This is a genomic window from Mycobacterium bourgelatii (assembly GCF_010723575.1).
In the GTDB taxonomy this organism is placed as follows: Bacteria; Actinomycetota; Actinomycetes; order Mycobacteriales; family Mycobacteriaceae; genus Mycobacterium; species Mycobacterium bourgelatii.
On the sequence record NZ_BLKZ01000001.1, the window covers coordinates 5731903 to 5755308 of the forward strand.

Below are 23406 nucleotides of genomic sequence, written 5' to 3' on the forward strand. Positions count from 1 at the left end.
GCGTCAGTGCTGTTCAGGCGTCGAGGGTATGCAGACCCCAGCCCCCTCCGCATAGGCTCCTACGCGTCGTAGGCCATCCACACGAAAACCTTCTTCCCCCAACGGTTCCCGAACCTGTTCTGGATTCGCACTGCGCCGACCTTCTCGGTGAAGTCGTCGTCGTAGGCGACGATGAGCATCATGTGGCAGACCCTCTTGCCCTTGATATGCATGAGCTGCCCGTTGCCCTCGTACGGTTGACGCCCGCCGCGGTAATGCGGAAAGTCGTTGTAGGGGTGGGTGCCGAAGACGATCGGCATGCCGGACACGATGACCGTGCGCAGGTTGTCCAGGCCCTGCGGGGCGGTGGCGGCGCGGCGCGAAGGGTCGGCCGCATATGCTTGAGCAATGGCGTCGATCTTCACCAAGATCATCAACCGTGAACTCCCTGGCCGTTTCGTCTATGAGGACGACGAAGTCGTCGCGTTCTTGACGATCGAGCCGATGACACAGGGCCACACGCTCGTGGTGCCGCGCGCCGAGATCGATCAGTGGCAGAACGTCGACTCTGAGACTTTCGGTCGCGTGATGTCGGTGGCCCAGTTGATCGGCAAGGCCGTCACCAAAGCGTTCCAAGTCGAGCGTGCCGGGCTGATCATCGCTGGTCTGGAGGTGCCGCATCTGCACGTGCACGTATTCCCGACCCAAAACCTGAGCGACTTCGGCTTCGCCAACGTCGACCGCAACCCGTCACCAGAGTCGCTGGACGACGCGCAGGCCCGGATCAAGGCGGCGCTGGCCCAGCTCAGCTGACTGGTTCACTGACCGTCGCCGCGACGTCACTGACGCGCGGCAGCCTGACTTGGAAGCAGCAACCCTCGCCGGGTGCGGTTGTCACCGTCACGGAACCGCCGTGCGCGCGTACCAGCGAATCGACGATGGACAATCCCAGTCCGGTCCCGCCGCTGGCGCGTGCCCGAGACGAATCGGTGCGATAGAAGCGCTCGAAGATCCGCGCCGCGTCCTCCTGGCTGATGCCAGGGCCCTTGTCGGCGACCTCGAGCAGTGCGTCGTCGCCCTCGGTGCCGACGCGGATGGTCAGGTCGGCGCTTTCCGGCGTGTGCTGCAGCGCATTGGCAACGAGGTTGCTCAACACCTGGCGCAGGCGCGCTTCGTCGCCGAGCACCTCCGGCGTGCCGGGCCCATCGAGGACTTCCAGGGTGATCGTGCGGTTGCGGTCGATCGCCCGGGCGTCGTGCACCGCGTCGCTGGCAAGCGCGAGCAGGTCGACCCGGCGATGTTCCAGCGGTCGTGGCATGTCCAGCCGGGCCAACAACAGCAGATCCTCCACCAGCAGGCCCATCCGGCTGGCTTCGCTTTCGATGCGTGACAGCAGCATTTCCACGTCGCGTGCGGCTCCCTGGCGATACAGCTCCGCGAAGCCGCGGATGGTGGTCAACGGGGTGCGCAGTTCGTGGCTGGCGTCAGTGATGAAGCGGCGCATGCGCTCTTCCGAGCGGCGGGCAGTGTCGGCCGAGGCCTCCGACGCGGCCACCGCCTGTTGGATTTGGCTCAGCATTCCGTTGAGCGCCAACGAAAGCCGACCCACCTCGGTGCGGGGATCGCGCTCCGTGACCCGTCGATCCAATTGGCCCGACGCGATCGCCGCCGCGGTCTCCTCCACTTCGGCCAGTGGCTCGAGGCTGCGGTGTACCACCAGAAAACCGGCGATCCCGAGCACAACCAGCACCACCACCCCGATGCCGACCTGTAGCCAGACCAACGACCAGATCGTGTGCTCTACGTCGCTCAGGTCGATGGCAACCGTGGTCAAGCCCCCTTGGGCTCCCCGTACGGTGACCGCGCGCCATTGGATTTCCGAGCCGCGGACGGAGGGCAGCGTGACGGGGTTGGGGCCCACGTCATTGTCGGGCGGCAACGCGGGTTCGGCGTTGCGGTCGTTGATCGCCGTCACCGTTTGTCCGTTGGGGCTGACGCCCCGCACGTAGAACTTCGAGGGTGGCCGGGCGGGGTCGGCGTTGCCGCGGTTCGGGTCGTGCTTCCACGGCGACTGCGCCCAGGTGCGGGACGCTTCCAGTAGGGCGGCATCAATGCGGCTGATCAGGCTGTGCCGCAGGATCGAGGTGACCGCGATGCCCGATGTCAGCAATCCCCCCGCCACCAGCACCAGCATGGCGGCCACCAGGCCTACCCGCAGTGGCACTCCGCGTGGACGACGTGGGGCCATGACCTGCTACCTAGGCCGGTGCGGCCGTGCCGCCCACCGCGGCAATCACCGGGGCTCCCGCAACACGTAGCCCACTCCGCGCAGCGTGTGCAGCAACCGCTTCTCACCGGTGTCGATCTTGCGACGCAGATACGAGACGTACGACTCGACGACGTTGACGTCGCCACCGAAGTCGTAACGCCAAACGTGGTCAAGGATTTTCGGCTTACTCAATACCGTGCCGGCGTTGATCACGAAGTAACGCAACAACGTAAATTCGGTGGGCGACAAGGAAACCGGCTGGCCAGCCTTCCAAACTTCGTGCGTCTCCTCGTCGAGTTCGATGTCGGCGAACGTGAGGCGGGAGTTGCGAGGTTCGGCCCTGCCCTTGCCGGCGCGCCGCAGGATGACGCGCAGCCGGGCAACCACCTCTTCCAGGCTGAAAGGCTTTGTGACGTAATCATCGCCGCCCAACGTGAGGCCGGCGATCTTGTCCTGCAACGAGTCTCGCGCCGTCAAGAACAACGCGGGGGCATCGATGCCGTCGGCGCGCAGACGGCGCAGTACCCCGAAACCGTCCATCCCCGGCATCATCACGTCGAGAATCACCGCGTCGGGGCGGGCCTCCCGGGCCTTGTCCAGCGCCTGCGCGCCGTTGGTGGCTGTGTGGACTTCGAATCCCTGGAACTTCAAGCTCACGGAAAGTAGCTCAACGATGTTGGCTTCGTCGTCGACAACGAGGATGCGGGCCTCGGGCGTTGCAGCTGCGCCTGGATTGGGCGCAGTCATGACGCCAGATCCCGAAAAGACTTCTTGTACATTTGCTTAATAGTCATTGAGTATTTCCTGGGAGCTCGGTGCTAGCAATCTGCTAATAGTCTGCCAGGAAACCGGGCAATTGCTTAGTAACCCGCGCCACATCTGGATCGGTGCCCGCGAATACACTGGCGAGATGGATCTCGGCAAATCGTTGGTGGATTTGGCAACCGCGCCCGCACGCATCTGGCTTGCCGGTGTCGGGGCCGGCTTGAATCTGGCGAACGCGGCAGTTGGCGTGGCCAAGCAGGCGGTGGGCGATCCCCGTGGCACCAGCGGTTCACGGGCCATGGCAAGCATGTTGGGGATCGATGAAGTCGCGCTGGCACGCGCCAACCGGCTGGCCCGGCTACTGGACGACGACATGCCGTTGGGACGGGCTATCGCGCAGGACGGCGTCCTGGACCGTTTTCTGCGTCCGGGCGGGTTGGTCGACCTACTGACGACCGAGGGCGGATTGCTCGACCGGCTTACCGCAGAGGGCGGCGTTGCGCAGCGTGCGCTGCAGCCCGGCGGACTGGCCGATCGGATCATCGCCGAGGACGGGCCGGTCGCACGGGTGCTGTCCGAGGGCGGACTGGCCGACAAGATCATCGCGGAGGACGGACCGGTGTCTCGCGTGCTGGCCGAGGGCGGGCTGGCCGACCGGATACTCGCCGAGGACGGACCGGTGGCCCGGGTGCTGGCCGAGGGCGGGCTGGCCGACCGATTGCTCGCCGAGGGCGGCGTGGTCGATGCGTTGACCTCCGAGGACGGCCTGATCGACCGGGTGCTGGGTGAGGATGGCGTGGCTCAGCGACTGCTCGCCGAGGGCGGGCTGATCGACCTCTTGACCGCCGAAAACGGACCGATCGAGCAGCTCACCGACCTTGCCGACACATTGGCCCGGCTGGCTCCGGGGATGGAGGCGCTCGAGCCGGCCATCCAAACCCTGCAGGACGCCGTCACCGCGCTGACGCTGGTCGTCAATCCGCTCAGCAACATCGCCGAACGCATCCCGCTGCCGCGGCGCCCAACCCGACGTTCCTCGTCGTCTCGGACGGTTCGGTCCCAGCGTGTGATCGACGCGGACGACTCCGGTTAGGCTTGCACCGGATTTATCCGGCCTCCTTAGCTCAGTGGTAGAGCACTCGCCTTGTAAGCGAGCGGTCGTCAGTTCAATCCTGACAGGGGGCTCCACGCTTTAGCTGCCCGGCGGCAGCAAGCCTTCGGGTGCGACAATTTTGCCCGCCGGCCTCAATAGTCGAAGAGTGCAGGCGACCGATGTTCTGAATCCGCTCTGCTTAGAAAAGAGACGGGAGGAAAAAGTCTGTAAAAAATCCGGGGACGAAGAGAATGAAGAACGCCACAGCGCCGACGATGAACGCCCAGAAGAGCAAGCCATACAGCATTGTCTCGAACGAAACGCCACGAAGATTTAGTTGCGGAAAGAAGAAGTCCAGCCAACCCAGGACTGATCCTGTCACCTGGTCTACGACATATTGCGCATCGAAGGGCCGCAACGACGCGGCGTTAGCCGCTTCGGCGCGGGCATACGCATCGGCACTTGCAGTCAACTGCTGCACGAACTGCTCATGAAATGCTGCCGCCTGTTGGGCCAGTTCTTGATACTCCTGGCCATACCGGGATAGCAGGTCCGCGACACTGGTCGACACCTCGTCAGCGGCTGCGGGCAACATCTCGACGGTCGGCGCCGCCGCCGTCATGTGCGCTGCGTTAAGGTTCTGACCTATGGCCGCCAAATCCGTTGCGGCCTCGACCATCAACTCCGGCGTTGCGATAACTCCCGACATCTCCGCCCCTCCTCCAAGTGGATGCAAGCAGGTGAGTACGCAACCAATTGTCGAGCAATTCGAAGATGCGGGCTTAAGTAACCGACTACTGAAACGACTACTCTTCCCACACTCAGTCGGGGACCTGCCGCTGGGTTATTCCTCCAACCAGGAGATAACCACGTCGCGTTTGTGAGGGTCCTGGGCACTGACATCGCGGCGCGTTCCTCCGCGGAACCATTCGGCATGCCAAATGGCACCGTTGTGGAGATAGCGAACCTTGATGGTGGTGTCTCCCTTGCTGTACTGCTGCATGACAGACGATGACGAATTCAAGTCCCAGCCCCGCTCTAATGCGAGCCGTCCAATGATGTTTCGCAGCACCATGGTTACGCCTGCTAGCCCGTAAGCCACTGTTTAACGAGGCGCATGCAGCAGGGAAGCCACGCCGGCGGCGCTAGGCCGATAGCCGAAATCATCGAATCTCCGCGAGCGATGCGACGGTCACGAGACGACTCCGGTTCCCTTCTCGAAGGCGTGCATTTCGATACCGATGGCCATTAGGTACCCACTTGGTGCATCGCCACACCTGCGCCTCATGATGCACTGCGATCTACCTCAAAGTGCGGTGACGCGCGCGAGGTACCGACGTGGGTCTAATTGTGAGGCTGAGATGTTCGCGCCGACCGGTCCGCGCGATATCGGACTAGTTCGGTCGAAGAAATCGAAGCCACGCAGCGAGCCGCACCGCTCACCAGGTGGAAGTCACCGGGTTAAGTCAACCCGTCCAAGCCGAACAACAGGCCCCCGGCACCCGGTGTGCCACCGGCGCCATCCGGGACGCCGTCCCCGCCTTTACCGCCGTTACCACCGTTGCCGATTAGGACGGCTTCGCCGCCGTCCCCGCCGTCGCCGCCGGTTCCAAAGCTCTGCCCGCCGGCGCCGCCGCTTCCACCGTCGCCGAACGCCCCGGCCCTACCGCCGTCCCCGCCGTCGCCGGCGGTTGCAACGCCGAACCCGCCGGTGCCGCCGGCCCCGCCATGGCCGAAGAACATGCCGCCGGCCCCGCCGACCCCTCCGGCCCCGCCGATGGCCCCGACGCCGGTTGCGGACCCGCCGGTCCCGCCGACCCCGCCAGAGCCGAAGAAGGTGCCGGCGCTGCCACCGGCCCCGCCGGCCCCGGCAAGGCCGCCCGCAGTGTTGCTGCCGCCGGTCCCGCCGGCCCCGCCGTTTCCGAACAGCAAGCCGGCGCCGCCAGCTCCTCCGGTCCCGCCGGGGACTCCTGCGAGGATGCTGAGCCCGCCCGCGCCGCCGGGTCCGCCCGTGCCGAACAGCCCGCCGATCCCGCCGGCGCCGCCGGTGCCGCCGATCGGCGAGTTGAGGCCGCCGGGCCCGCCGGCGCCGCCGATGCCAAACAGCAACCCGCCAGCCCCGCCCGCACCGCCGACGCCGCCGATGATGATGGCGGCGCCGCCGGTGCCGCCGTTGCCGAACAGCCCGGCGGCTCCTCCTGCACCACCTGATGACCCGGACCCACCCGCGCCACCGTTGCCGTACAGCCAGCCGCCGGCTCCACCGTTGGCCCCTGGCCCCGCCGATGCGTTCGCGCCGTCTGCGCCGTTGCCGATCAGCGGCCGCCCAGTAGCCAACAGGAAGGGCGCGTTGATCGCGTTGAGAAGCGGACTGGTTATGGACGCGGCGCTGGCGGCCTCGGCGCCGGCGTAGGAAGCCGCGCCCGCGGTCAGCGTTTTCACCATCTGGTCATGAAACATCGCGGCTTGCGCGCACGCCGCCTGATACGACTGGCCGTACGCGCCGAAGACCGCCGCCACCGCCGCAGATACCTCGTCGGCGCCCGCGGCCACCACCGCCTCGATGTTGCCCACCGCCGCAGCGTTGGCCGCCCCGAGCGCCGAGTTGATACCCGCCAAATCCGTCGCCGCTGCCGCCATCAACTCCGGGACGGCTATTACAAAAGACATTGGGCACCTCCCTGTTGGTCATGACTAAGAAGCCAGGACGACCCAGGAGTGCCCCGGGTCGGCAGCGACCCTTAGGCAGAAACGAATCATATCGCCGTACCGGGCGCGAAATCCCCGTTTTGACTTGCTTTACTGCGTGATCGACGCGAGCGTAAAAGTGCGCACCTGTCCGGCCACCCGTGCATGACATTGCGACAGCAGCGGTTCGGACATTTGCTCGTTGAGGACGACCTCCACGGGTCCGGATTCGGCGTCGAGCACCACGCGAATTTCGCCATCACCGTGCACGACGCTCAACGGGTGCAGCGCGTCGATGCGGTCGTCCCCGTACTCCTTGCGTGCGAAGTACTGCGCTGCCTGCACCGCGTGCGGCAATGACGTTCGCCCGCGTAGGAATCTGTTGTCGAGCCGTCCTTCGCGATACAGACGCACCAGACCTGCCGAGTCGGCGAGATCGACGCGCCCGTAACACAATCCTTCTGGCAACACCAGCATCGTCGCCGCGAAGCGGTCACCACCCAAATGTGAACACTCCCAGGTGAATTCGGGAAACTCCGCGGCAATCGCCCGGCAGGCGCTGCGGCCGCGGACCGCGCAGCACTGGTCATGCTTGCCATGCGCGCAGATCGCCACCACGGGGTCGTGCGACAGCGCGCCATCGGTTCCGTCCAGAGCGATGTCGAGATATTCGCGGGGGTCGCCGACCTCACCACTGTAGATGGCCTCTTCGCCGACACGGGAATGCGCCACAAACCATCGCCACCGCCGCGTAGCCTCCCGGCGACCGTGCTTGCGGATCGCCGCGATCCTCATCTTCGCCGACTCGAATCGACGTACGATAGCCCGTCCGAGCTCAGGATCGACGACCGTCGGCGAGTGCAGAAACGCTGAATTGCCCCACGCGCCAGGCAATTCCAGTAGGACCCAAGAGAACCCGGCCGACGCCGTGCCATACATCGGGTCGCCGCGGGCCAGCGACTGGTCGCTGCAGGGCGCCCTCCTCGCCTGAGCAATGGGGGAAGTCATTCGGTGACCGGTACTAAGACGGCCTCTCGCAGCAATCTGCGGACCAGGACGGTGCCGTCGGTGTGATCGAGTCCCGGCAGGGAACCCGCATCCGCTACCGCACCGCGGTGCAGGGCGGCGACGGCGTCGCCACATGACTGAGGAAACGTCATCGTCTTGTTCGGCAACTTGAGCACAACCCGATCTCCGGATTGCTGCATGGTCGCGATGAGCCCGTGCCGCCACCGGACTTTCACCGTGTCGGCCCGCTCGACCGCCGACAACGATGCCAGTGGGCGCACCGCAACGGGCCGCGTCCGGTCCGCGTGCCGCCGCAGCAGCTCCGCGGCGACCCCACCGCTGAGCTCAGAAGCGTTGTCGCGCAGCGACTCCACCATCTCTGCCATCACCTTCGTCACGGTCGCGGTGATCTCGTCCTGATCCGCCGGGTCGACGCCCATCGGCAGCGACTTCCGGTAAGCATCGACGGTCGACAATTGATCGACAACCGCGCGCGCGACGTCGAGCCGCGTCACGGCCGAGACACCGATCGTCAGATGGATGGACGTGGTGTCCAGCGCCTGCGCCGAATGCACCCAGCCCCGTGGCAGATAGAGCGCGTCACCCTCGGACAGCACCGCGTCGATCACCGGTTCATCGGTGACCCGTTGGGCGATGGCGTCCCGGTACTGGGTCCACGGTTGCGACGCGAGTGGGTGCTCGTGGACGGGCGCGTGCACGATCCACCGCTTCCGGCCCGCGGTCTGCAGGACGAAGACGTCGTGCACGTCGTAGTGCGCATCGAAACCGCGGTTGGTGGGCGGCGTGATGTAGGCGTTCGCCTGCACCGGGTGGCCGAGTTCGTCGACGAGCTTGCGGACGAAGTCGATCAGCGGCGGCCACAGTCGGTGCAGGCCCTGCAGCACAATCGTTGCGCCGGAGGCGAACTCACCCAATACCTTCCCGGAGTCCACCTGATCGGAGATCTCGGCGCCGAAGCCGGCGGGTCCGAGGTAACAGTCCTTGGCCAGCAGGTCGCCCTCCTTGGCCAGGCGAACGAACGGCGAGCGGACCCCGCGCTCGGCGATCAACTCGTCGACCATGCTGGCCGAGAGGAGGTCGCCGAAGTCGCGGGGTAACGCCGCCGACGGGCTGAGCAGCGGCCTGCGTCCCCAGTATTCGCCGGCGAATGTTTGCCGATCGGTCGCGACGCAGCGGCTCAGCACCGAGCCTCGGTCAGGCGGTTCCGTCGGCACCGCCGTCGTGACCTTCGGGATTCGAGCCACCGTCCGCCGGGCCCTCACCGCCAGCGGTTCCGTCGGCTCCGCCGTCGTGGCCTTCAGGGTTCGAGCCACCGTCCGCCGGGCCCTCACCGCCAGCGGTTCCGTCGGCCCCGCCGTCGTGCCCCTCGGGATTCGAACCGCCGTCAGCCAGTCCCTCTCCCTCTCCGCCGCCAGAGGTCGTGATGTCGTCGTCGTCGAGCGCCATGTTGCGATCCTTTCGTTTGAACTGCGCTCGGAGTTACCGCAGAACGAAGAACCGAAACTTGCCCGCGTCAGTCGCTCGCGGTGACGCGATCGATGTGGGCAAAAAAGTGCTCCAGTACCGCGTCGGGCGCCTCGATCTGCGGCCAATGCCCAATGTCGTCGGCCAGCATCACGACGTCCGGATTCGGTATCACCTCGAGGTAGCGCTGCGCCATGTGCCTGCCCGAGTTCGGGTCGATGGGTCCGTCGATCAACCTCATGGGAACGCTGGTCTGCCGCATCGCCCGCACCCACCGATTGCGGTGGGTGTACCGGTCGTTGATGAACCTGCCGACCTTGTGCATCACCCTCTTGCCGTCGTTGTACTCCAGGATCTGATGGAACAACTCGAGCATCCGCGCAGACGGTTTGGTGTTGGGCCCGAACATCTCGTTGAGCGTCGGTTCGAACAGGCGGCGGGACAGCCGAGAGCCCTGGGCCGGACTCATGATGTCCCCCAACGGAGTTCGCGACATCGCCTTCTGCATCAGTCTGGGCGTGTAGGTCTCGTTGAACATGCCGCCGTTGAGCCAGGTGATCGATTCGATGCGCAGCGCGCCGTAGGCCTGTTCGGAGAACTCGCGACGCGCCAACATCTCTTGGCCCACCGAATCGCCGAGGTCGTGGGCGAGGATGTGCGCGGACTCGATGCCCAGGTCAGCCAGTAGCGCCTCGTGCATGTCGGCGTGGTCATGAACGGTGTACTCATACCTGACGGGCTTGTCCGAGAAGCCCATACCGATCATGTCGGGCGCGACAACGGTGAAGCGATCCGTCAGCCGATCCCAAATCGGCGCCCAATCCCAGGTATTGAATGGATAGCCATGGATGAGCAGCAAGGTGGGACCACTGCCCGCGACCCGGTAGAAGATGTCGAATCCCAGGTAATCGAAATACTGGCCGGCGGCCTTCCATCGTTCGAGTTCAGCGTCCATAGAAAACGTCACTCCGCCCGTCCACCAAGGTGTTTGGCAAGAAATCGGTCTGCCCGGTGGTAGAAGTCTAGGCGGTTCTCGGGCTTGACGAAGCCATGCCCCTCGTTCTCGTACATCAGGTATTCATGGTCGATGTCGCGTTCCTTCATGGCCGCCACGATCTGTTCCGATTCCGCCCGCTTCACGCGTGGGTCATTTTCTCCCTGAGCGATGAGCATCGGGATCTTGATGTTGTCCACCTTCGACAGCGGCGACCGCGACCAGAGGAAATCCGGGTCGTCGCCGACCCGCTTGTGCCACATGGCGATCATCGGCTTCCAGTATTCGGGAAACGATTCGATGAGCGTGTTCAGGTTCGACGGACCGACCATCGAGATTGCGCACTTGAAGACGTCCGGGGTGAACGTCGCGCCGATCAACGCCGCGTACCCGCCGTACGACCCGCCATAGATCGCCACCCGGTCACGGTCGACGAAACCCAGCCGAACCAGATGATCGATGGCATCCAGCAAGTCGTTGTGCATTTTGGCGCCCCACTCGCGGTCGCCCGCGTTGCGAAATTCCTTGCCGTAGCCGCTGGAACCGCGATAGTTCACCTGCACGCACAAATATCCGCGGTTTGCCAGCCACTGCGCTTCGGGATCCAGCCCCCATGCGTCCCGCACCCATGGGCCCCCGTGAACGACAAGGACTGTCGGCAGGTTGACGCGCTCAACACCCGCCGGGAACGAGAGATAGCCGCGGATCGTGAGACCGTCGCGCGTCGTGAAGGAGAAAGGTTCCATGGGCACCAGCGGGTAGTTGTTGAGCTCCGGTCTGTGGTCGAACAAGAACGTCGCGGTCTGCGTGGTCCGGTCCCAGGTGTAGAACTTGACGGGTCCGGCGTCGTTGTCGAACGCCACCAGCCAGGTTCTGTCGGCGTCGTCGCGATCGCTGATGATCAGGTCGCCGGGGTTGAGCTCTTGCAGTGCCGCGACGTCGCCCCGGATCGAGTCGTCGAATATCCGGTATTCGATGCGTTCGCCGTACACGATGACGCCCTGGATCTCCAGGGTGTCGGGGTGCATGATCACGCCGGTGATGTCGTAGGTCGGGTCCTCGGCGATCACCTCTACAGCGCCGGTCGAGATGTCCATCTTCACCAATCGGCCCGTGTTGGAGTCGATGGACGTCTGCACGTACAACCCCGACCCGTCCTTGGTGAACCCCAGCGGTCCTGTCGTCTCCGCGTCCTCCGGGGGAACTTGCAGGAATGGCCGCCAGTCGGCTGATTCGTTGTCGCGCACCATAATCACCATCCCTCCGTCCGGAGTCGGTGAGACGGCGCCGCGCACCGCCAAGTCGTCGTCGATCACCCAGCCGACGAAACCGGGGTTCTCCACGACCTTTTCCAGTTCGCCGGTGGTCAGGTCGAGGTGGTAGACGTCGTGCAATTGCGGGTTGTCTTTGTTGATGCCAACCAGCACATCATTCGGAAAGTTCTTCTTGTGCGCGATGACTCGGCACTGCACGCCGTCCATCGGCGTCAGGTCGCGTTCCACGCCCGTCTCCAGATCGACGTCGTACAGCCGGTAACTCTCGCTGCCGTCCTTGTCGCGGACGTACATGATGTGGCGGTTGTCGTGCGTCCAGAAATACCCTTGGATGCCGCGCTCGGTGTCATGGGTGACCGGCTTCTCGTCGCCCGCGCCGACGTTGCCCACGAACACGTTGAGCACGCCGTCGAGCGGTGCGATGTAGGACAGTCGCGTGCCGTCTGGCGAGATCTGCGGCGCCACCCGCTCCGGATGGCCTAGTAGCACTTCGAGCGGGATCAGCTTCACTGCAGTCATTGGCCAATCATGCTCGCCGAGCGACCAAATGCCCAAGATCGCGATTGCACCGTGCGGCGCTAAATTAGCGCTGGTCAAGGCTATTTAGAACGTCGCAAGAAACTCGCAAGGGCCCGCCCACAGACTTCATTTCACCAACCCGGACATAACCGTCCCACAGTGAAGTGACGAAGCAGGCCATCATGAGCGATCTCCGAACAATCACATTGCACGGCGACCGCGTCGCGTACCGTGACGAAGGCGCTGGCGAAGTTCTCTTGCTGATCCACGGCATCGGCGGCAGTTCAAACAACTGGCGCGCGATCATCCCGACCCTGGCCAAGAAATACCGCGTCATCGCGCCGGACCTGTTGGGCCACGGTCGAAGCGACAAGCCGCGCGGCGACTACTCGTTGGGCGCGTTCGCGGTGTGGTTGCGTGACTTTCTCGACGAGTTGGGGATCTCTCGCGTCACCGTTGTCGGCCACTCCCTGGGCGGCGGAATCGCGATGCAGTTCGCCCACCAACACCGGGACTACTGCGAGCGCCTGATCCTGATGAGCAGCGGCGGCCTCGGCAGCGAGGTGAACCGCACGCTGCGACTGATCAGCCTGCCGGGATCCCACCTGGTGTTGCAGGTGGCGGCGTCCAAGCCGGTACTCAATGTCCGCAAGACCCTGGCCGTCCTGCGCTCCGACGACCAGCACGCGTCGCGCCGGAACGAGCACTGGGAGGCGCACGCCGCGCTGTCGAACCCGGAGAACCGGCAGGCGTTGCTGCGCACGCTGCGGGCCGTCGTCGACCGTCACGGACAGTTCGTGTGCGCGCTGAACAAGCTGCACTTCAACGCCAATGTCCCGGTGATGATCATCAGCGGTGACAAAGACCCGGTGATCCCCGTCTCGCACGCATACGCCGCGCACGCCGCCATGCCCCACAGCAAGCTGCACATCCTGCCCGGCGTCAAGCACCACCCGCACACCGAGCAGACCGAGATAGTGGCTGGCCTCATCGATGGGTTCATCGACGAGAACGCGGGCTATGGCCACGACGCCGTCGAGCAGGCCGCCGTCTCGCTGGCCGATTGGTCGGCGTCGGCCCACTCGCGAAACGCGGGTTTGCGGTCTCGCGCCGTAGTGCAGCGCATCAGCCGCCGACGCTCGCGGCGCCACCTCCAGGTGGTGCCGGCAAGCGCCTAAGCCCCTCTCCCACGTTGAGTCTGCGAATTTGGCGGCGCTTACTCGCACTTCCCCGCCAAATCTGCAATCTCAACGCAGAAGAACTAGAAGGGTCGCACCGAGATCTTGCCTTGGGCAGCGTCAATGAGGTCCTCGGCCACCGAGATGGGGAACTGGACCGTCGCAGCGCCAACCTGTTCGATGCCGTCCCGAACAGCGGTGAAGAACACCGTCGGGTCGCCGGTGAGGAACGCCGAGCCGATGTCGAAGGCAGCGTACTGCGGCGCCGTGATGAAGTTGCGGGCGTCGACGAACAGGGCGGTCGGCAAATTCGCCGGCCCGACGGGCACGCCCTCCCAGCTGACCAGATTCCAGCCGCCCACGGGGTCGCCCTCCACCACGACAACGCCCGTGTTGTCCAGCTGGTGGGTGAAGAAGAGCAGTGGGTTGGGGTTGTCGACGTGCATCAGCGTCCCGATCTCGATCGTGAAGGCGCTCGAGTACGCCACCTCCGTGATCTTGCCGTTCGCAGCCATCACAGGGTTCGCCAGCGCGTGGTCGTAGAGCGTTTGCATCGCGCTGCCGAATTCGCGGTAGAAGAACACGCCATTGGGGTCGGTGGATAGGGGGGCCAGCATCGGAAGGATTGGGAATCCCGACACCCAGCCGAAGGGACCCATCAAGTACATGATTCCGCCGAGGCTGTATTGCGGCCAACCCTCGAAAATGCCTGCGTTGACCTCGTTCAACCCGGGCAAAATCATCGGGTTTGTCGCATACATGTCCGTCAACGCCTGCGCGGTCTGCTGCGCCCGGGTCAACTCCGACGCCCAGATCCCGGCGTAGGGACCCAGCGGGTGAAGTTCGCTGGCGCGGATCATTGCCTGCACATCGCCTAAGGGGGTGAGCGCAACGCCCGGCACGGCCGTGTCGATCCAGCCCTGGGCGTTGGCGATCGACTCCGCGTGGCGGATGAACTCGATGGTTACCGGCGGTCCGGCGGTGCTGGTGGGGGGCACCCAGCCGGCCCCGGGTTCGCCGATGAACAGTCCGCCGCGACCACCCAGCGCACTACCGCCCCCGGCCCCGCCGTCGCCGAAGAACAAAGCCTGGCCGCCGATGCCCCCGGTTCCCCCGCCACCGCCGATCCCGCCGATGCCGCCGTTGCCCAGCAGCCAACCGCCGGTACCGCCCATGCCGCCGTTCCCGGCGCCGAAGCCGCTACCACCGGCGCCGCCGTTGCCGATCAACCCGGCATTGCCGCCGTTACCGCCGGTGCCGTTGCCTGCGGGGACGCTGTAGCCGGTCCCACCGTCGCCGAACAGGATTCCGCCGGGGCCTCCGTTGGGGTTGGTTTCCGTTCCGGCGGTGCCGTTACCGATCAGCGGACGGCCGAAGAGGGCGTAGCTGGGCGTGTTGAGGATCGGGTCGATGGCCTGGCCGAACGGGCTGCCGATCCAAGCTTGACCAGTGGCGTGAATAGGGCCGTACACCGCCGTCTGGAATCCTTCGGCCGCAGCCGACTGCAGCGACGTGACGATGGTTGCCTCGGCGCCGGCGTAGGAAGCCGACGCGGCGGTCAAGGCACTCATGAATTGCTCGTGATACACCGACGCCTGCGCCGCGGCCGCCTGATACTCCTGGGCGTGTGCGCCGAACAGCGCCGCAATCGCTGTCGACACTTCGTCGGCAGCCGCTGCCGTCAACGCCGTCGTTGGAAGCAGCGCAGCCAAATTGCCGGCAGACACGGCCGAACCGATCTGCGCTATTTCTGCGGCCACCGACTCCAGCACTTCCGGCGCCACGAGCACAAATGACATCGGCGCTACCCCCATGATTCGACGTAGTAGCAATCATGGGGCCGGGCTGGCCGAAGCGGGTGCGAATTGGTGGAAATGCCCGACGCTATTTTGTGCCGTGCTTGCGGGACAGGAACGCCTGCATGTGCTGTTGCGGTTCTCCCGTCAGGTAGGAAAGCCCGAACTCCCGCTTACTGTCTTCGATCGCCGCTCGAACCGACAAATCGAACCATTTGTTGAGCAACCGCTTTTGTTGCCGGACGGCTTCCGGGCCGAACCCGGAGAGTCTTGCGGTGAGCTCACCGATGCGCGTGTCCAGAGCTTTGGCGGTTACGACCTCGTGGACAAAACCCCAGTCAGCGGCCGTGTTCGCACCGATCGTTTCACCGGTCAGCAGTAGCCAGGCTGAGCGCGACGCCCCGATCAACGCCGGCAGCAGCGCCGCATGAATCACCGAGGGGATTCCGACCGCTACCTCGGGCATTCCGAACTTGGCACCGGACTCGGCAATCCGCAAATCGCAAGACGCCGCGACTTCCAAACCCCCGCCGAGGCACCAGCCCGAAAGTCGGGCAATGACGGGGACCGAGCATTCGCGAATCGCCTCACACAGACCGGCGAGCCGACCAATGAACACCTCCGCGCTGGATTGGTCGAGGGCGACCATTTCGTTGATATCCGCGCCACCGATGAACGCTTTGTCACCCGCCCCGCGGAACACCACGACCCGGATGTCACTGCCTTGACTGACGACCCGGAATGCGTGCGTCAGTTCCTCGATGGCCGGCGTGCCGATTATGTTCAGCGGCTCAGAGTTGATCAGTTCGATTGTGGTTACGCCACCGTCGTGACCGACTCTGACAAAACAGTTTTCCGTCATACGCTCTTCCTGACGTCCGGTCACATTGGCGATGGGCCGAGCCTAAGGGGTGGCGCTTGGAATTTTGGAGTGGCACAGCATTTTTGAAGACGGCCGAGTCCGTAGCAGTCGCGCGGATGCTCGACGACGCCGGATTCGACGGCGTGATTTGTGCCGATCACCTGATCTATCCCCGTGAACTCAGCTCGCCGTATCCATCGCCGACGGGCAAGCCGATGTGGCCGGCGGACACCGAATGGCCCGACTCCTGGGTGCTGATCGGAGCCATGGCCGCGGTCACCTCTCGGTTGCGGTTCACCAATGCCGTGTACGTCGCAGCGGCCCGGCCACTGGTCGAGGTGGCCAAGCAGGTGGCGACGGCGTCGGTGCTCTCCGGCGGCAGGGTGGCGCTGGCGGTGGGCGCGGGTTGGATGCGTGAAGAGTTCGAGCTCATGGGTCAGGATTTCGCCACGCGCGGCCGGCGACTCAACGAAATGATTCCGGCCCTGCGCGCGCTGTGGCGCGGGGGTTGGGTGTCGTGGGAAGGCGAGCACTACCAGGTGCCCGAAATGATGATCGAGCCGCACCCGGCCGACCCGGTCCGGATCCTGTGCGGCGGTGAGTCGGACGCGGCGTTACACCGAGCCGCACACTTGTGCGACGGCTGGGTCGGGACCGCCTACGCGTGGGACGACGCCGTGCGTTTCGTCACCGAGCTCAACCGCCTTCGTCGCGAATCAGACCGAAGCACAGAACCTTTCGAGATCATGCTGGCGCTGATGGAGCCTCCTTCGGTCGACCTGTTTCGGCGCGCCGAGGACATCGGGGTGACGGCGGTGATGTGTGCACCGTGGGCGGGTGCCGGCGAAGTCGTCGCGGGCGACCTCGAGGCGTTCGGTGCCGACGCCGCGCGATACCGGGCACCCATCGAGCGCTTCGCCAACGACATCGTCGCCAAGATGAGGTGATGGCTTACTGGCCCGGTCCCCCCGGAACCACAATGGTCAAGTCGTTCCCGGTGCGCTCCACGCGCATTCCGCTCCTGCGCGCCACGGCAGCGACCGCGGCCGCATCGTCGGGCTCAGCTCGGGTCATGGCGAGCGCGCGGGCCAAGCGTCCCTTGTGCGCCTTGTTGAAATGCGTGACCACAGTTCGTCGGCCATCGGGGTGCTCGGTCAGCACATCGGCCCGGATCGCGGCCGGCGCCTTTCCCAACGCCGCATAAGAGCCCGAGCGCAGATCGACAATCAAGTTTTCGGTGGCCAACTTGGCCAGCAATGGCTCGAGCAGGGGTCGCCACCGCGTCGCCAGGGTGGGCTGCCCCGGCAATTTCGAACTTGCCGAAAGCCGGTAGGCGGGCACCTGATCATCGGCGCGCAGCAGCCCGAACAGCGCCGACCCGACGCACAATCGAGCACGTGCGCGCATCGCCTGCGCGCCCTTGAGCGAATCGAAATCCAGTGCGTCATAAAGCACGCCGGTGTAACGACGGATGGCGGGAAGCGTCGACGCACTACGCAGCGAGGCGTTGCGCTCGATCTCGACGTCCTGCGAAGGCGACAGGCCCAGCGCCGACCTGCACGCTGCTGGATCGGCCGCCAAATCGACGAGTTCGGCGATGAGCGCAGACCGCAGCGGTCCCAATTCGGGGTTGCCGAGTTGCTCCAGTCGCAGCGGCGGCCCGTCGCCTCCGTCCCGCTTGGTCTCCGACGGCGGTAGCAGCACAATCACGGGTGCAGACGTTAACGCACGTGGGTCGCGGAGCCGTCAGCCGGCGAAATCACCCGAGCCGAAACACAGCCATACCAGGTAGCCCTGGACCAAGACCATGACAAGACCCGTGCCAAGCACCGCTGCCCGCAGTCGCGGATGGTTGGCATAGATCGCCGCCAGCGCGATGTAGATGGTGAGGCAGGGCAAGGTGTAGCGGTGCACGGCGACGACACTGCTGATCATCTTGAAATACACGATGGCGACGATGCCGAAGATGCCCAGCGGGATGCCCTTACTCCGGTATCTGATGATCAAATACAGAGAACCGGCAAGCAGCAACCCGATGCACATGAGGGGTATCGCGAAGTTGACGACAAGGTTGTCGTCAATCGGCCGATCCCCGAGAAAAGCCCGAACTGTCTCCAGAACAGCATGTGAGATCGTACGAATGAAGTTCGGTTGGAACGAGTGAAAAGCCCACGAGTTCGTGGTGTGGTACGCGTGGAACATGGCGAACCAATCGCCGCGCACCAACCGCAAGAACAGCGCATACGCAAAGAAGCCGACCGGTGCCAGCAAAAAGAAACCGAGCTTAGGGTTGAAGGCCTTTCTGAGCTTCCACTCGTAGCTGCGTAGATATTCCAGCCCGCACAGACCAACGAACAGCATGGCCGGCAGGCGGGTGGCGGTCAATAGCGCGAGTGTCAGACCGACACACAGCCACCTGCGACGCAGGGCGAATACATACGCCCAGAACCCCAACGCAACGAAGAGCGGTTCGCTATAGAAGAGGTGCATGAAAAACGCCGCCGGCGCCGCCAGAAAAAACGCCGCGCTCAGCCGCCGGTGTTCGTCGGGAACGAAATGCGTGGCAATGACGAACAATGCGGCTATCGCCAGCCACAAGCACACCGTGTTGACGACCAGTCCGATGAGCAATACAGGCACCAGGTGGAATGTCGCCGCCCAAATCGCCCCGACAACAAGTGGAAACAACGGGTAGAACGCCGGCGACAACGGGTCATGCTCGTATTGGTGGTGTAAGACATCGAGATACGCCTTGCTGTCCCACAATTGCATGTGCCCCAGAAACGACGTATGTCCAGGCATCAGAAATTCGGCGATGACGGTCAGCGCCACCTGCCAGGCTATGGCGATAACCAACGCCAGTCGCATATCCGCGCGGGACAACGACGAAAGAACACGCCGATTTCGCCCTACGGGCGCAGTTTCTGCCTCGGTTGCCGGGGCCTGGGTTGCCGGGGCCGTGGTTGCTAGAGTCCGGTCGCCATCGGCCGGCAGGACCGCCTGCTCCTGTTGCATGTGTTCTCCGTCGGTGGTCGAGGTTCTTGACGTTGGCGACCAGCGGCGGGGCCCTGTCAACCACTGCTACCTGTACCCACTCGGCGCGATCGACTCACGCGGATTGGGCAGAGTGTGATACGGCGGGCGCACTAGAATTCGGCCGATGGCCACACGGCGCGGACGGCCCACCCAGTTGGAGGCGAGGAAGCTCGACCTCGCCGTGCGTGAGGCCGCCGTCGCGACGTTCCTCGAAATGGGTTATGCCGGAGCCACAATGGAGGCCATCGCCCGCGCGGCGGGCATCACGAAGCGGTCGCTGTACGCGCGGTATCCCGACAAGCGCGCCGTGTTCGCCGATGTAATCCCTTGGGCGCTAGCACGTTACACCGACGACGCGGCCATCGAGGACATCGACGAAGACGACATGGAAGGCACCCTGCTAAGGCTCGGCCGAGCGGCGCTGGAGCGTGCCACACACCCCGAGAACGTGCGACTCAAGCGCATTGCCTTCAACGAGGCCGCGCTGTTCCCCGAGTTCAAGATCTCTGCGGAGTCGATGATGTGGGCGGGACGGCAGCGCGCCGTCACCGAAGTGCTGCGTCGCTACGCCGACCGCGGTGTCATCGACGTCGAGGACTTCGAACTTGCCGCCGAGCACTTCCTGGCGATGGTGGAGGCGGTGCCGGCCCGGATGGCCGACTTTGGCGTGTTCCGGTCAAAGAAGCAGCAGGAACGCCACCTTCAATACGCGGTGCGACTGTTCCTGCGCGGGGTCATGCCCCGCTGATCGACTGGCTCACCAAATAGCCCTCGAGCCCCTCGCGACCCAACTCGCGGCCCCACCCGCTGTCCTTCACCCCACCGTAGGGTGCCAACGGATCCATGATGTAACCCTGGTTCACGCCGAAGGATCCGGCGCGAATGCGTGCGGCGATACCGAGCCCGCGGTCGGTGTCGGCAGTGAACACCGCACCGGCCAACCCGTAGTCCGAATCGTTGGCGATGGCGATGGCGTCGGACTCGTCGCGATAAGGGATCACGGTCAGCACCGGGCCGAAGATCTCCTCACGCGCAATGCGCATGCTGTTGTCGGCGTCGGCGAAAAGGGTTGGCCGCACATACCAGCCGCGGTCGAGGCCGTCGGGCAAGTCGCTGCCGCCCACCACCAGGCGCGCGCCCTGACGCTGGCCGTCCTCGATGTACTCGCGCACCCTGGCCTGCTGCCGCTGGGCCACCAACGGGCCCTGCTGGGTGGTGGGATCGGCGGGATCACCTACCGTCAGCGCGGCCAGCTCGGCTTCCAGCGCGCCGACGAAATCGTCTGCGCGCGAGGCGGGTACGAGGACCCGGCTGAGCGCGTTGCACACCTGTCCGCTGTTGGCCAGACTCGCCATCTGGATCGCCTTCGCCGTCGTCGCGGGGTCTGCGTCCGCCAGCACGATCGCGGCCGATTTCCCGCCCAACTCGAGCGTGACTTGCTTTAGCCCCTGCGCGCAGGCGGTGGCCACCTGCCGCCCGGCGGCCGTCGAGCCGGTGAACGAAACCTTGTCCACGCCGGGGTGCGCCACCAGATGTGCGCCTGCGGCGCGGTCGCCGGGCACCACGTTGACCACCCCCGGTGGCAGGTCGGCCGACGCCACGATTTCGGCGAACAACAGTGCGTCAAGCGAGGATTCCTCGGCGGGCTTGAGCACCACGGTGCATCCGGCCAGCAGTGCGGGGACCACCTTGCCGATGGTGAGGAACTGCGGCATATTCCACGGCACAATCGCGGCGACGACACCGACGGGCAGCTTGGCGATGCGAATATCGCTGCCGTAGAAGCCCTTCCGCGCCTCTTTCCACGGGTATTCGCTGGCGACCTGCGCGTAGGCAGCCATCGCCATCAGGGGCAATTGAGCCTGGACCCGCTTGGAGAACGCGATGGGTGCGCCGATGGTCGCGGTGATGAGCTCGGCCATCTCGCCGCGCCGCTCCTTGTACGCGGCGGCCAGCCGCTGCACGGCGGCGATACGTTCCTCGGGCGCCATTCGCGGCCACGGCCCGTCGTCGAAGGCGGCACGAGCGGCGGCAACGGCGCGGTCGATGTCGGCGGGCGCGGCGGCGGGCGCCTGCCCGATCACCTCTTCGGTGTGCGGCGACGTGATCGTGATGGCGGCGTCCGTGCTGGGCGCCACCCACTGGCCGTCGATCAGCAATTCGGTTCTGCGATACATGCTTACCCTCCAGTTAGGTGCAGCGTCCACCGTTGACGCCGAGGATCTGTCCGGTGATGTAACCGGCCTCCTCGGACACCAGGAACGCGCACGCCGCCGCGATGTCTTCCGGCTGTCCAACCCGACCTACCGGCACCTTGGCGATGTTGTCTTCGATCGAACCGCCCAACAGACCCTTGGCTTCCGCCATCCGCAACATCGGGGTGTCGATGAAGCCCGGCGGCACCACGTTGGCCGTGATTCCGTGCGAACCATATTCCAGCGCAAGGGTTTTGGTGAGCCCGTTGACCGCTGACTTCGCCGCGACGTAGTGCGCCTGGTATGGCGAACCCGAATGGGTGCTCGACGAGGAGATGTTGACGATGCGACCCCAGCCGGCCTCAAGCATGTCCGGCAGCACCTCCTGGGTGACGTGGAAAACGCCGTTGAGATTCACATCGATGACCTTGCGCCACTCCTCGAACGTGATGTTGGTAAAGCGCCGGAACCCCGTCACCCCCGCCGCGTTGACCAGAATAGTGATGGGCCCCAACGCCGCGCGCACTCCGTCGAGCACACGGCGAACCTGCTCGCGATCGGTGACGTCGGCGGCGTAGCTGAACTCGGTGTTCGCTTCCGTCAAATCGATGGTCGCGACGTGGTTTCCGTCCGCGCGCAGGCGCTCGGCGATGGCCTGGCCAATTCCCGAGGCACCCCCGGTGACCAGCGCTGCCTTCACGCCGTAAAATATACAAAACCGTATAATTATGTAGCAACAGCGGGTACGCTATCGGCTGTGGACAGGCGTCCGTTCCGCTTTGCCGTCCAGGCCACCACGGCCTCAGATGCCCAGGGGTGGCGTGAGTTCGTCTGCAAGGTCGAGGATCTCGGCTATTCGTCCCTGTTCCTCGCCGACCACTATCTGGGTCCCGGCCCCGCACAGCGTGCTGCCCGTACCCCGCGGCAGGACTTGGCGCCCATCGCGGCCATCGCCGCCGCCGCGGCGCACACCACGGTCCTACGGGTGGGTTGCCGAGTGTTCTGCATCGACTATCACGTGCCCGCCGCCCTGGCCAAGGAGGCGGCGACCCTGGACCTGTTGTCGGACGGCCGCTTCGAACTGGGCATCGGCGCGGGCTGGAGCGCTGACGAGTACGACGCGATGGGTTTGACGTTCGAGACCCCGGCACGACGCATCGCCAAACTCAAGGAGGTCGTGGCGCTGATCAAGGCGCACTGCGGCGACGGCGAACTGGACCGCTCCGGTGAGTACGTGAACGTGCACGGCTACCAGGGAACTCCCCCACCGGTGCAGCGCCCGCATCCGCCGATCATGATCGGTGGCGGCGGCAGGCGGATACTGAGCTACGCCGCACATGAGGCCGATATCGTCAGCATCAACACCGTGCCGTTCACGGCGCGTAACGAGGACGGCCTCACTCCGCAGCAAGAGGCCGTTCGCCGCATCGAGTACGTGCGCTCGGCCGCGGGTCCGCGTCTGGCGGACCTCGACATCGAAAGCTCGCCGTTCTTCGTCTCGGTCACCGACGACGCGAGCGCCGTCCAGGACGCCTACGAGCGCATGGCCACCAAGAGTGGGATGGACCCCGAGGTGTTGCGCGACCATCCCAACGTCCTGGTCGGGACCGCCGACGCCATCGTCGAGACCCTGCAGGAACGCCGCGAGAGCTACGGCACCAACTACGTGACCGTGCCGCAACGGCACGCGGAGAAGTTCGCACCGGTCGTCGCACAGCTGACGGACACCTGACGACACGAAGAGAACCAAGGAGCGAAGTCGTGACGAGCATCCAGCAGAAGCTGGCCACCGGCCGCGGCAAGTTCACCCCCGAATATCCCGAGCTGGGCACCGGTCCGGTGGACTATGAGGACTCGATATCCGAGGAGTTCTTCGCCGCCGAACGCAAGGCGGTCTTCGAGCGCTCTTGGCTGTGCGTTGGCCGACTGGAACGCCTGCCGCGCAAGGGTTCCTACTTCACCCGCGAGCCGCCGACCCGGCTGGCGTCGATTGTGATCACCCGCGATCTGGACGACAACATCTACGCGTTCCACAACGTGTGCGCACACCGTGGCAACAAGGTGGTCTGGCAGGAGCACCCGCAGCAGGAGTCGTCGGGCAACTGCCGCGCGTTTGCCTGCAAGTACCACGGCTGGCGGTACGGCCTCGACGGCGTGGTCAACCACGTCACCAACGAGGACCAGTTCTTCGACTTGGACAAGAGCAAACTGCGCATGCCGCCGGTGCACTGCGAGGTGTGGGCGGGCTTCATCTTCATCAATCTG

At 65.0% G+C, this 23406-nt stretch carries 23 protein-coding genes, 1 tRNA gene and 1 pseudogene; 8 read left to right on the forward strand and 17 right to left on the reverse strand.

Annotation, left to right across the window (positions count from 1 at the left end; all coding sequences use genetic code 11):
- Positions 1-59: 59 nt before the first annotated feature.
- The gene (locus G6N68_RS24645; RefSeq protein WP_163717837.1) at positions 60-413 is read right to left on the reverse strand and encodes a C1 family peptidase; all 354 of its coding nucleotides are present in this window, start codon (positions 411-413) and stop codon (positions 60-62) included.
- Here G6N68_RS24645 and G6N68_RS24650 point away from each other — a divergent pair.
- Positions 388-792 carry an HIT family protein gene (locus G6N68_RS24650; protein WP_163717838.1) on the forward strand — a complete coding sequence of 135 codons (405 nt, stop codon included), beginning with the start codon at positions 388-390 and terminating at the stop codon, positions 790-792. The two genes, G6N68_RS24645 and G6N68_RS24650, sit on opposite strands and share 26 nt — an antisense overlap.
- On the opposite strand, the gene G6N68_RS24655 is transcribed toward G6N68_RS24650, so the two are convergent.
- Positions 785-2227: a sensor histidine kinase gene (locus tag G6N68_RS24655; RefSeq protein WP_163717839.1), complete on the reverse strand. Its 1443-nt coding sequence runs from the start codon at positions 2225-2227 to the stop codon at positions 785-787. The genes G6N68_RS24650 and G6N68_RS24655 overlap by 8 nt on opposite strands.
- A 45-nt stretch (positions 2228-2272) precedes the next feature.
- Complete coding sequence (phoP, locus tag G6N68_RS24660) at positions 2273-2995, reverse strand: two-component system response regulator PhoP (protein ID WP_069419752.1); 723 nt, start codon at positions 2993-2995, stop codon at positions 2273-2275.
- Positions 2996-3158: 163 nt separating this feature from the next.
- Between phoP and G6N68_RS24665 the strand changes: the two genes are divergently transcribed.
- Both G6N68_RS24665 and G6N68_RS24670 read left to right on the forward strand, forming a co-directional pair.
- On the forward strand, positions 3159-4106 hold the full coding sequence (locus G6N68_RS24665) for a hypothetical protein (protein WP_163717840.1): 948 nt from the start codon (positions 3159-3161) through the stop codon (positions 4104-4106).
- Between the two features lie 20 nt (positions 4107-4126).
- Positions 4127-4201 (forward strand) — tRNA-Thr (locus G6N68_RS24670).
- Between the two features lie 104 nt (positions 4202-4305).
- On the opposite strand, the gene G6N68_RS24675 is transcribed toward G6N68_RS24670, so the two are convergent.
- The 7 genes from G6N68_RS24675 to G6N68_RS24705 all read right to left on the reverse strand — a co-directional run bounded on the left by G6N68_RS24675 (position 4306) and on the right by G6N68_RS24705 (position 12074).
- Positions 4306-4815, reverse strand: coding sequence for a PE family protein (locus G6N68_RS24675; RefSeq protein WP_163717841.1), 510 nt, complete (start codon positions 4813-4815; stop codon positions 4306-4308).
- Between the two features lie 752 nt (positions 4816-5567).
- Positions 5568-6776 (reverse strand): PE family protein, encoded by a 1209-nt coding sequence (locus G6N68_RS24680; RefSeq protein ID WP_163717842.1) that lies wholly within the window; start codon positions 6774-6776, stop codon positions 5568-5570.
- Between the two features lie 129 nt (positions 6777-6905).
- Entirely contained in the window at positions 6906-7802 is an 897-nt protein-coding gene (locus G6N68_RS24685; RefSeq protein WP_205351431.1) for a ferredoxin family protein, read from the reverse strand.
- A complete protein-coding gene (locus G6N68_RS24690) occupies positions 7799-9007 on the reverse strand; it encodes a cupin domain-containing protein (protein WP_163718925.1) in 1209 nt (402 codons plus the stop codon). The genes G6N68_RS24685 and G6N68_RS24690 overlap by 4 nt, the downstream gene beginning before the upstream one ends.
- 10 nt (positions 9008-9017) lie before the next feature.
- Positions 9018-9269, reverse strand: a complete 252-nt coding sequence (locus G6N68_RS24695; protein ID WP_163717843.1) for a BatC protein — start codon at positions 9267-9269, stop codon at positions 9018-9020.
- Between the two features lie 67 nt (positions 9270-9336).
- A complete protein-coding gene (locus tag G6N68_RS24700; RefSeq protein ID WP_163718926.1) occupies positions 9337-10242 on the reverse strand; it encodes an alpha/beta fold hydrolase in 906 nt (301 codons plus the stop codon).
- Positions 10243-10250: 8 nt separating this feature from the next.
- Positions 10251-12074, reverse strand: a complete 1824-nt coding sequence (locus tag G6N68_RS24705; RefSeq protein ID WP_163717846.1) for a S9 family peptidase — start codon at positions 12072-12074, stop codon at positions 10251-10253.
- Positions 12075-12256: 182 nt separating this feature from the next.
- Between G6N68_RS24705 and G6N68_RS24710 the strand changes: the two genes are divergently transcribed.
- Positions 12257-13252 (forward strand): alpha/beta fold hydrolase, encoded by a 996-nt coding sequence (locus G6N68_RS24710; protein WP_163717848.1) that lies wholly within the window; start codon positions 12257-12259, stop codon positions 13250-13252.
- A gap of 83 nt (positions 13253-13335) precedes the next feature.
- On the opposite strand, the gene G6N68_RS24715 is transcribed toward G6N68_RS24710, so the two are convergent.
- Positions 13336-15051 carry a PE domain-containing protein gene (locus G6N68_RS24715; RefSeq protein ID WP_163717850.1) on the reverse strand — a complete coding sequence of 572 codons (1716 nt, stop codon included), beginning with the start codon at positions 15049-15051 and terminating at the stop codon, positions 13336-13338.
- A gap of 85 nt (positions 15052-15136) precedes the next feature.
- A complete protein-coding gene (locus tag G6N68_RS24720; protein WP_163717852.1) occupies positions 15137-15910 on the reverse strand; it encodes an enoyl-CoA hydratase in 774 nt (257 codons plus the stop codon).
- Positions 15911-15966: 56 nt separating this feature from the next.
- On the opposite strand from G6N68_RS24720, the gene G6N68_RS24725 reads away from it, so the two are divergent.
- Positions 15967-16857, forward strand: a complete 891-nt coding sequence (locus tag G6N68_RS24725; protein WP_163717854.1) for a TIGR03619 family F420-dependent LLM class oxidoreductase — start codon at positions 15967-15969, stop codon at positions 16855-16857.
- Between the two features lie 4 nt (positions 16858-16861).
- Here the strand turns inward: G6N68_RS24725 and yaaA are convergent, their stop codons facing one another.
- Positions 16862-17620 (reverse strand): peroxide stress protein YaaA, encoded by a 759-nt coding sequence (gene yaaA, locus G6N68_RS24730; RefSeq protein WP_163717856.1) that lies wholly within the window; start codon positions 17618-17620, stop codon positions 16862-16864.
- A gap of 36 nt (positions 17621-17656) precedes the next feature.
- Complete coding sequence (locus G6N68_RS24735) at positions 17657-18793, reverse strand: hypothetical protein (protein ID WP_163717858.1); 1137 nt, start codon at positions 18791-18793, stop codon at positions 17657-17659.
- Positions 18794-19070: 277 nt separating this feature from the next.
- Between G6N68_RS24735 and G6N68_RS24740 the strand changes: the two genes are divergently transcribed.
- Complete coding sequence (locus G6N68_RS24740; RefSeq protein WP_163717860.1) at positions 19071-19694, forward strand: TetR/AcrR family transcriptional regulator; 624 nt, start codon at positions 19071-19073, stop codon at positions 19692-19694.
- Here the strand turns inward: G6N68_RS24740 and G6N68_RS24745 are convergent.
- The gene (locus G6N68_RS24745; RefSeq protein WP_163717862.1) at positions 19681-21123 is read right to left on the reverse strand and encodes an aldehyde dehydrogenase; all 1443 of its coding nucleotides are present in this window, start codon (positions 21121-21123) and stop codon (positions 19681-19683) included. The two genes, G6N68_RS24740 and G6N68_RS24745, sit on opposite strands and share 14 nt — an antisense overlap.
- Before the next feature lie 13 nt (positions 21124-21136).
- Positions 21137-21841 carry an SDR family NAD(P)-dependent oxidoreductase gene (locus tag G6N68_RS24750; RefSeq protein WP_163717864.1) on the reverse strand — a complete coding sequence of 235 codons (705 nt, stop codon included), beginning with the start codon at positions 21839-21841 and terminating at the stop codon, positions 21137-21139.
- Positions 21842-21898: 57 nt separating this feature from the next.
- Here G6N68_RS24750 and G6N68_RS24755 point away from each other — a divergent pair, with 57 nt between their 5' ends.
- Positions 21899-22873 carry a TIGR03621 family F420-dependent LLM class oxidoreductase gene (locus G6N68_RS24755; protein ID WP_163717866.1) on the forward strand — a complete coding sequence of 325 codons (975 nt, stop codon included), beginning with the start codon at positions 21899-21901 and terminating at the stop codon, positions 22871-22873.
- Between the two features lie 107 nt (positions 22874-22980).
- Positions 22981-23262, forward strand: a pseudogene (locus tag G6N68_RS31145) (Rieske 2Fe-2S domain-containing protein); the annotation flags it as partial.
- On the opposite strand, the gene G6N68_RS31150 reads toward G6N68_RS31145, so the two are convergent.
- A complete protein-coding gene (locus G6N68_RS31150; protein WP_240355611.1) occupies positions 23163-23393 on the reverse strand; it encodes a hypothetical protein in 231 nt (76 codons plus the stop codon). The pseudogene G6N68_RS31145 and the gene G6N68_RS31150 overlap by 100 nt on opposite strands.
- Positions 23394-23406: the final 13 nt, after the last annotated feature.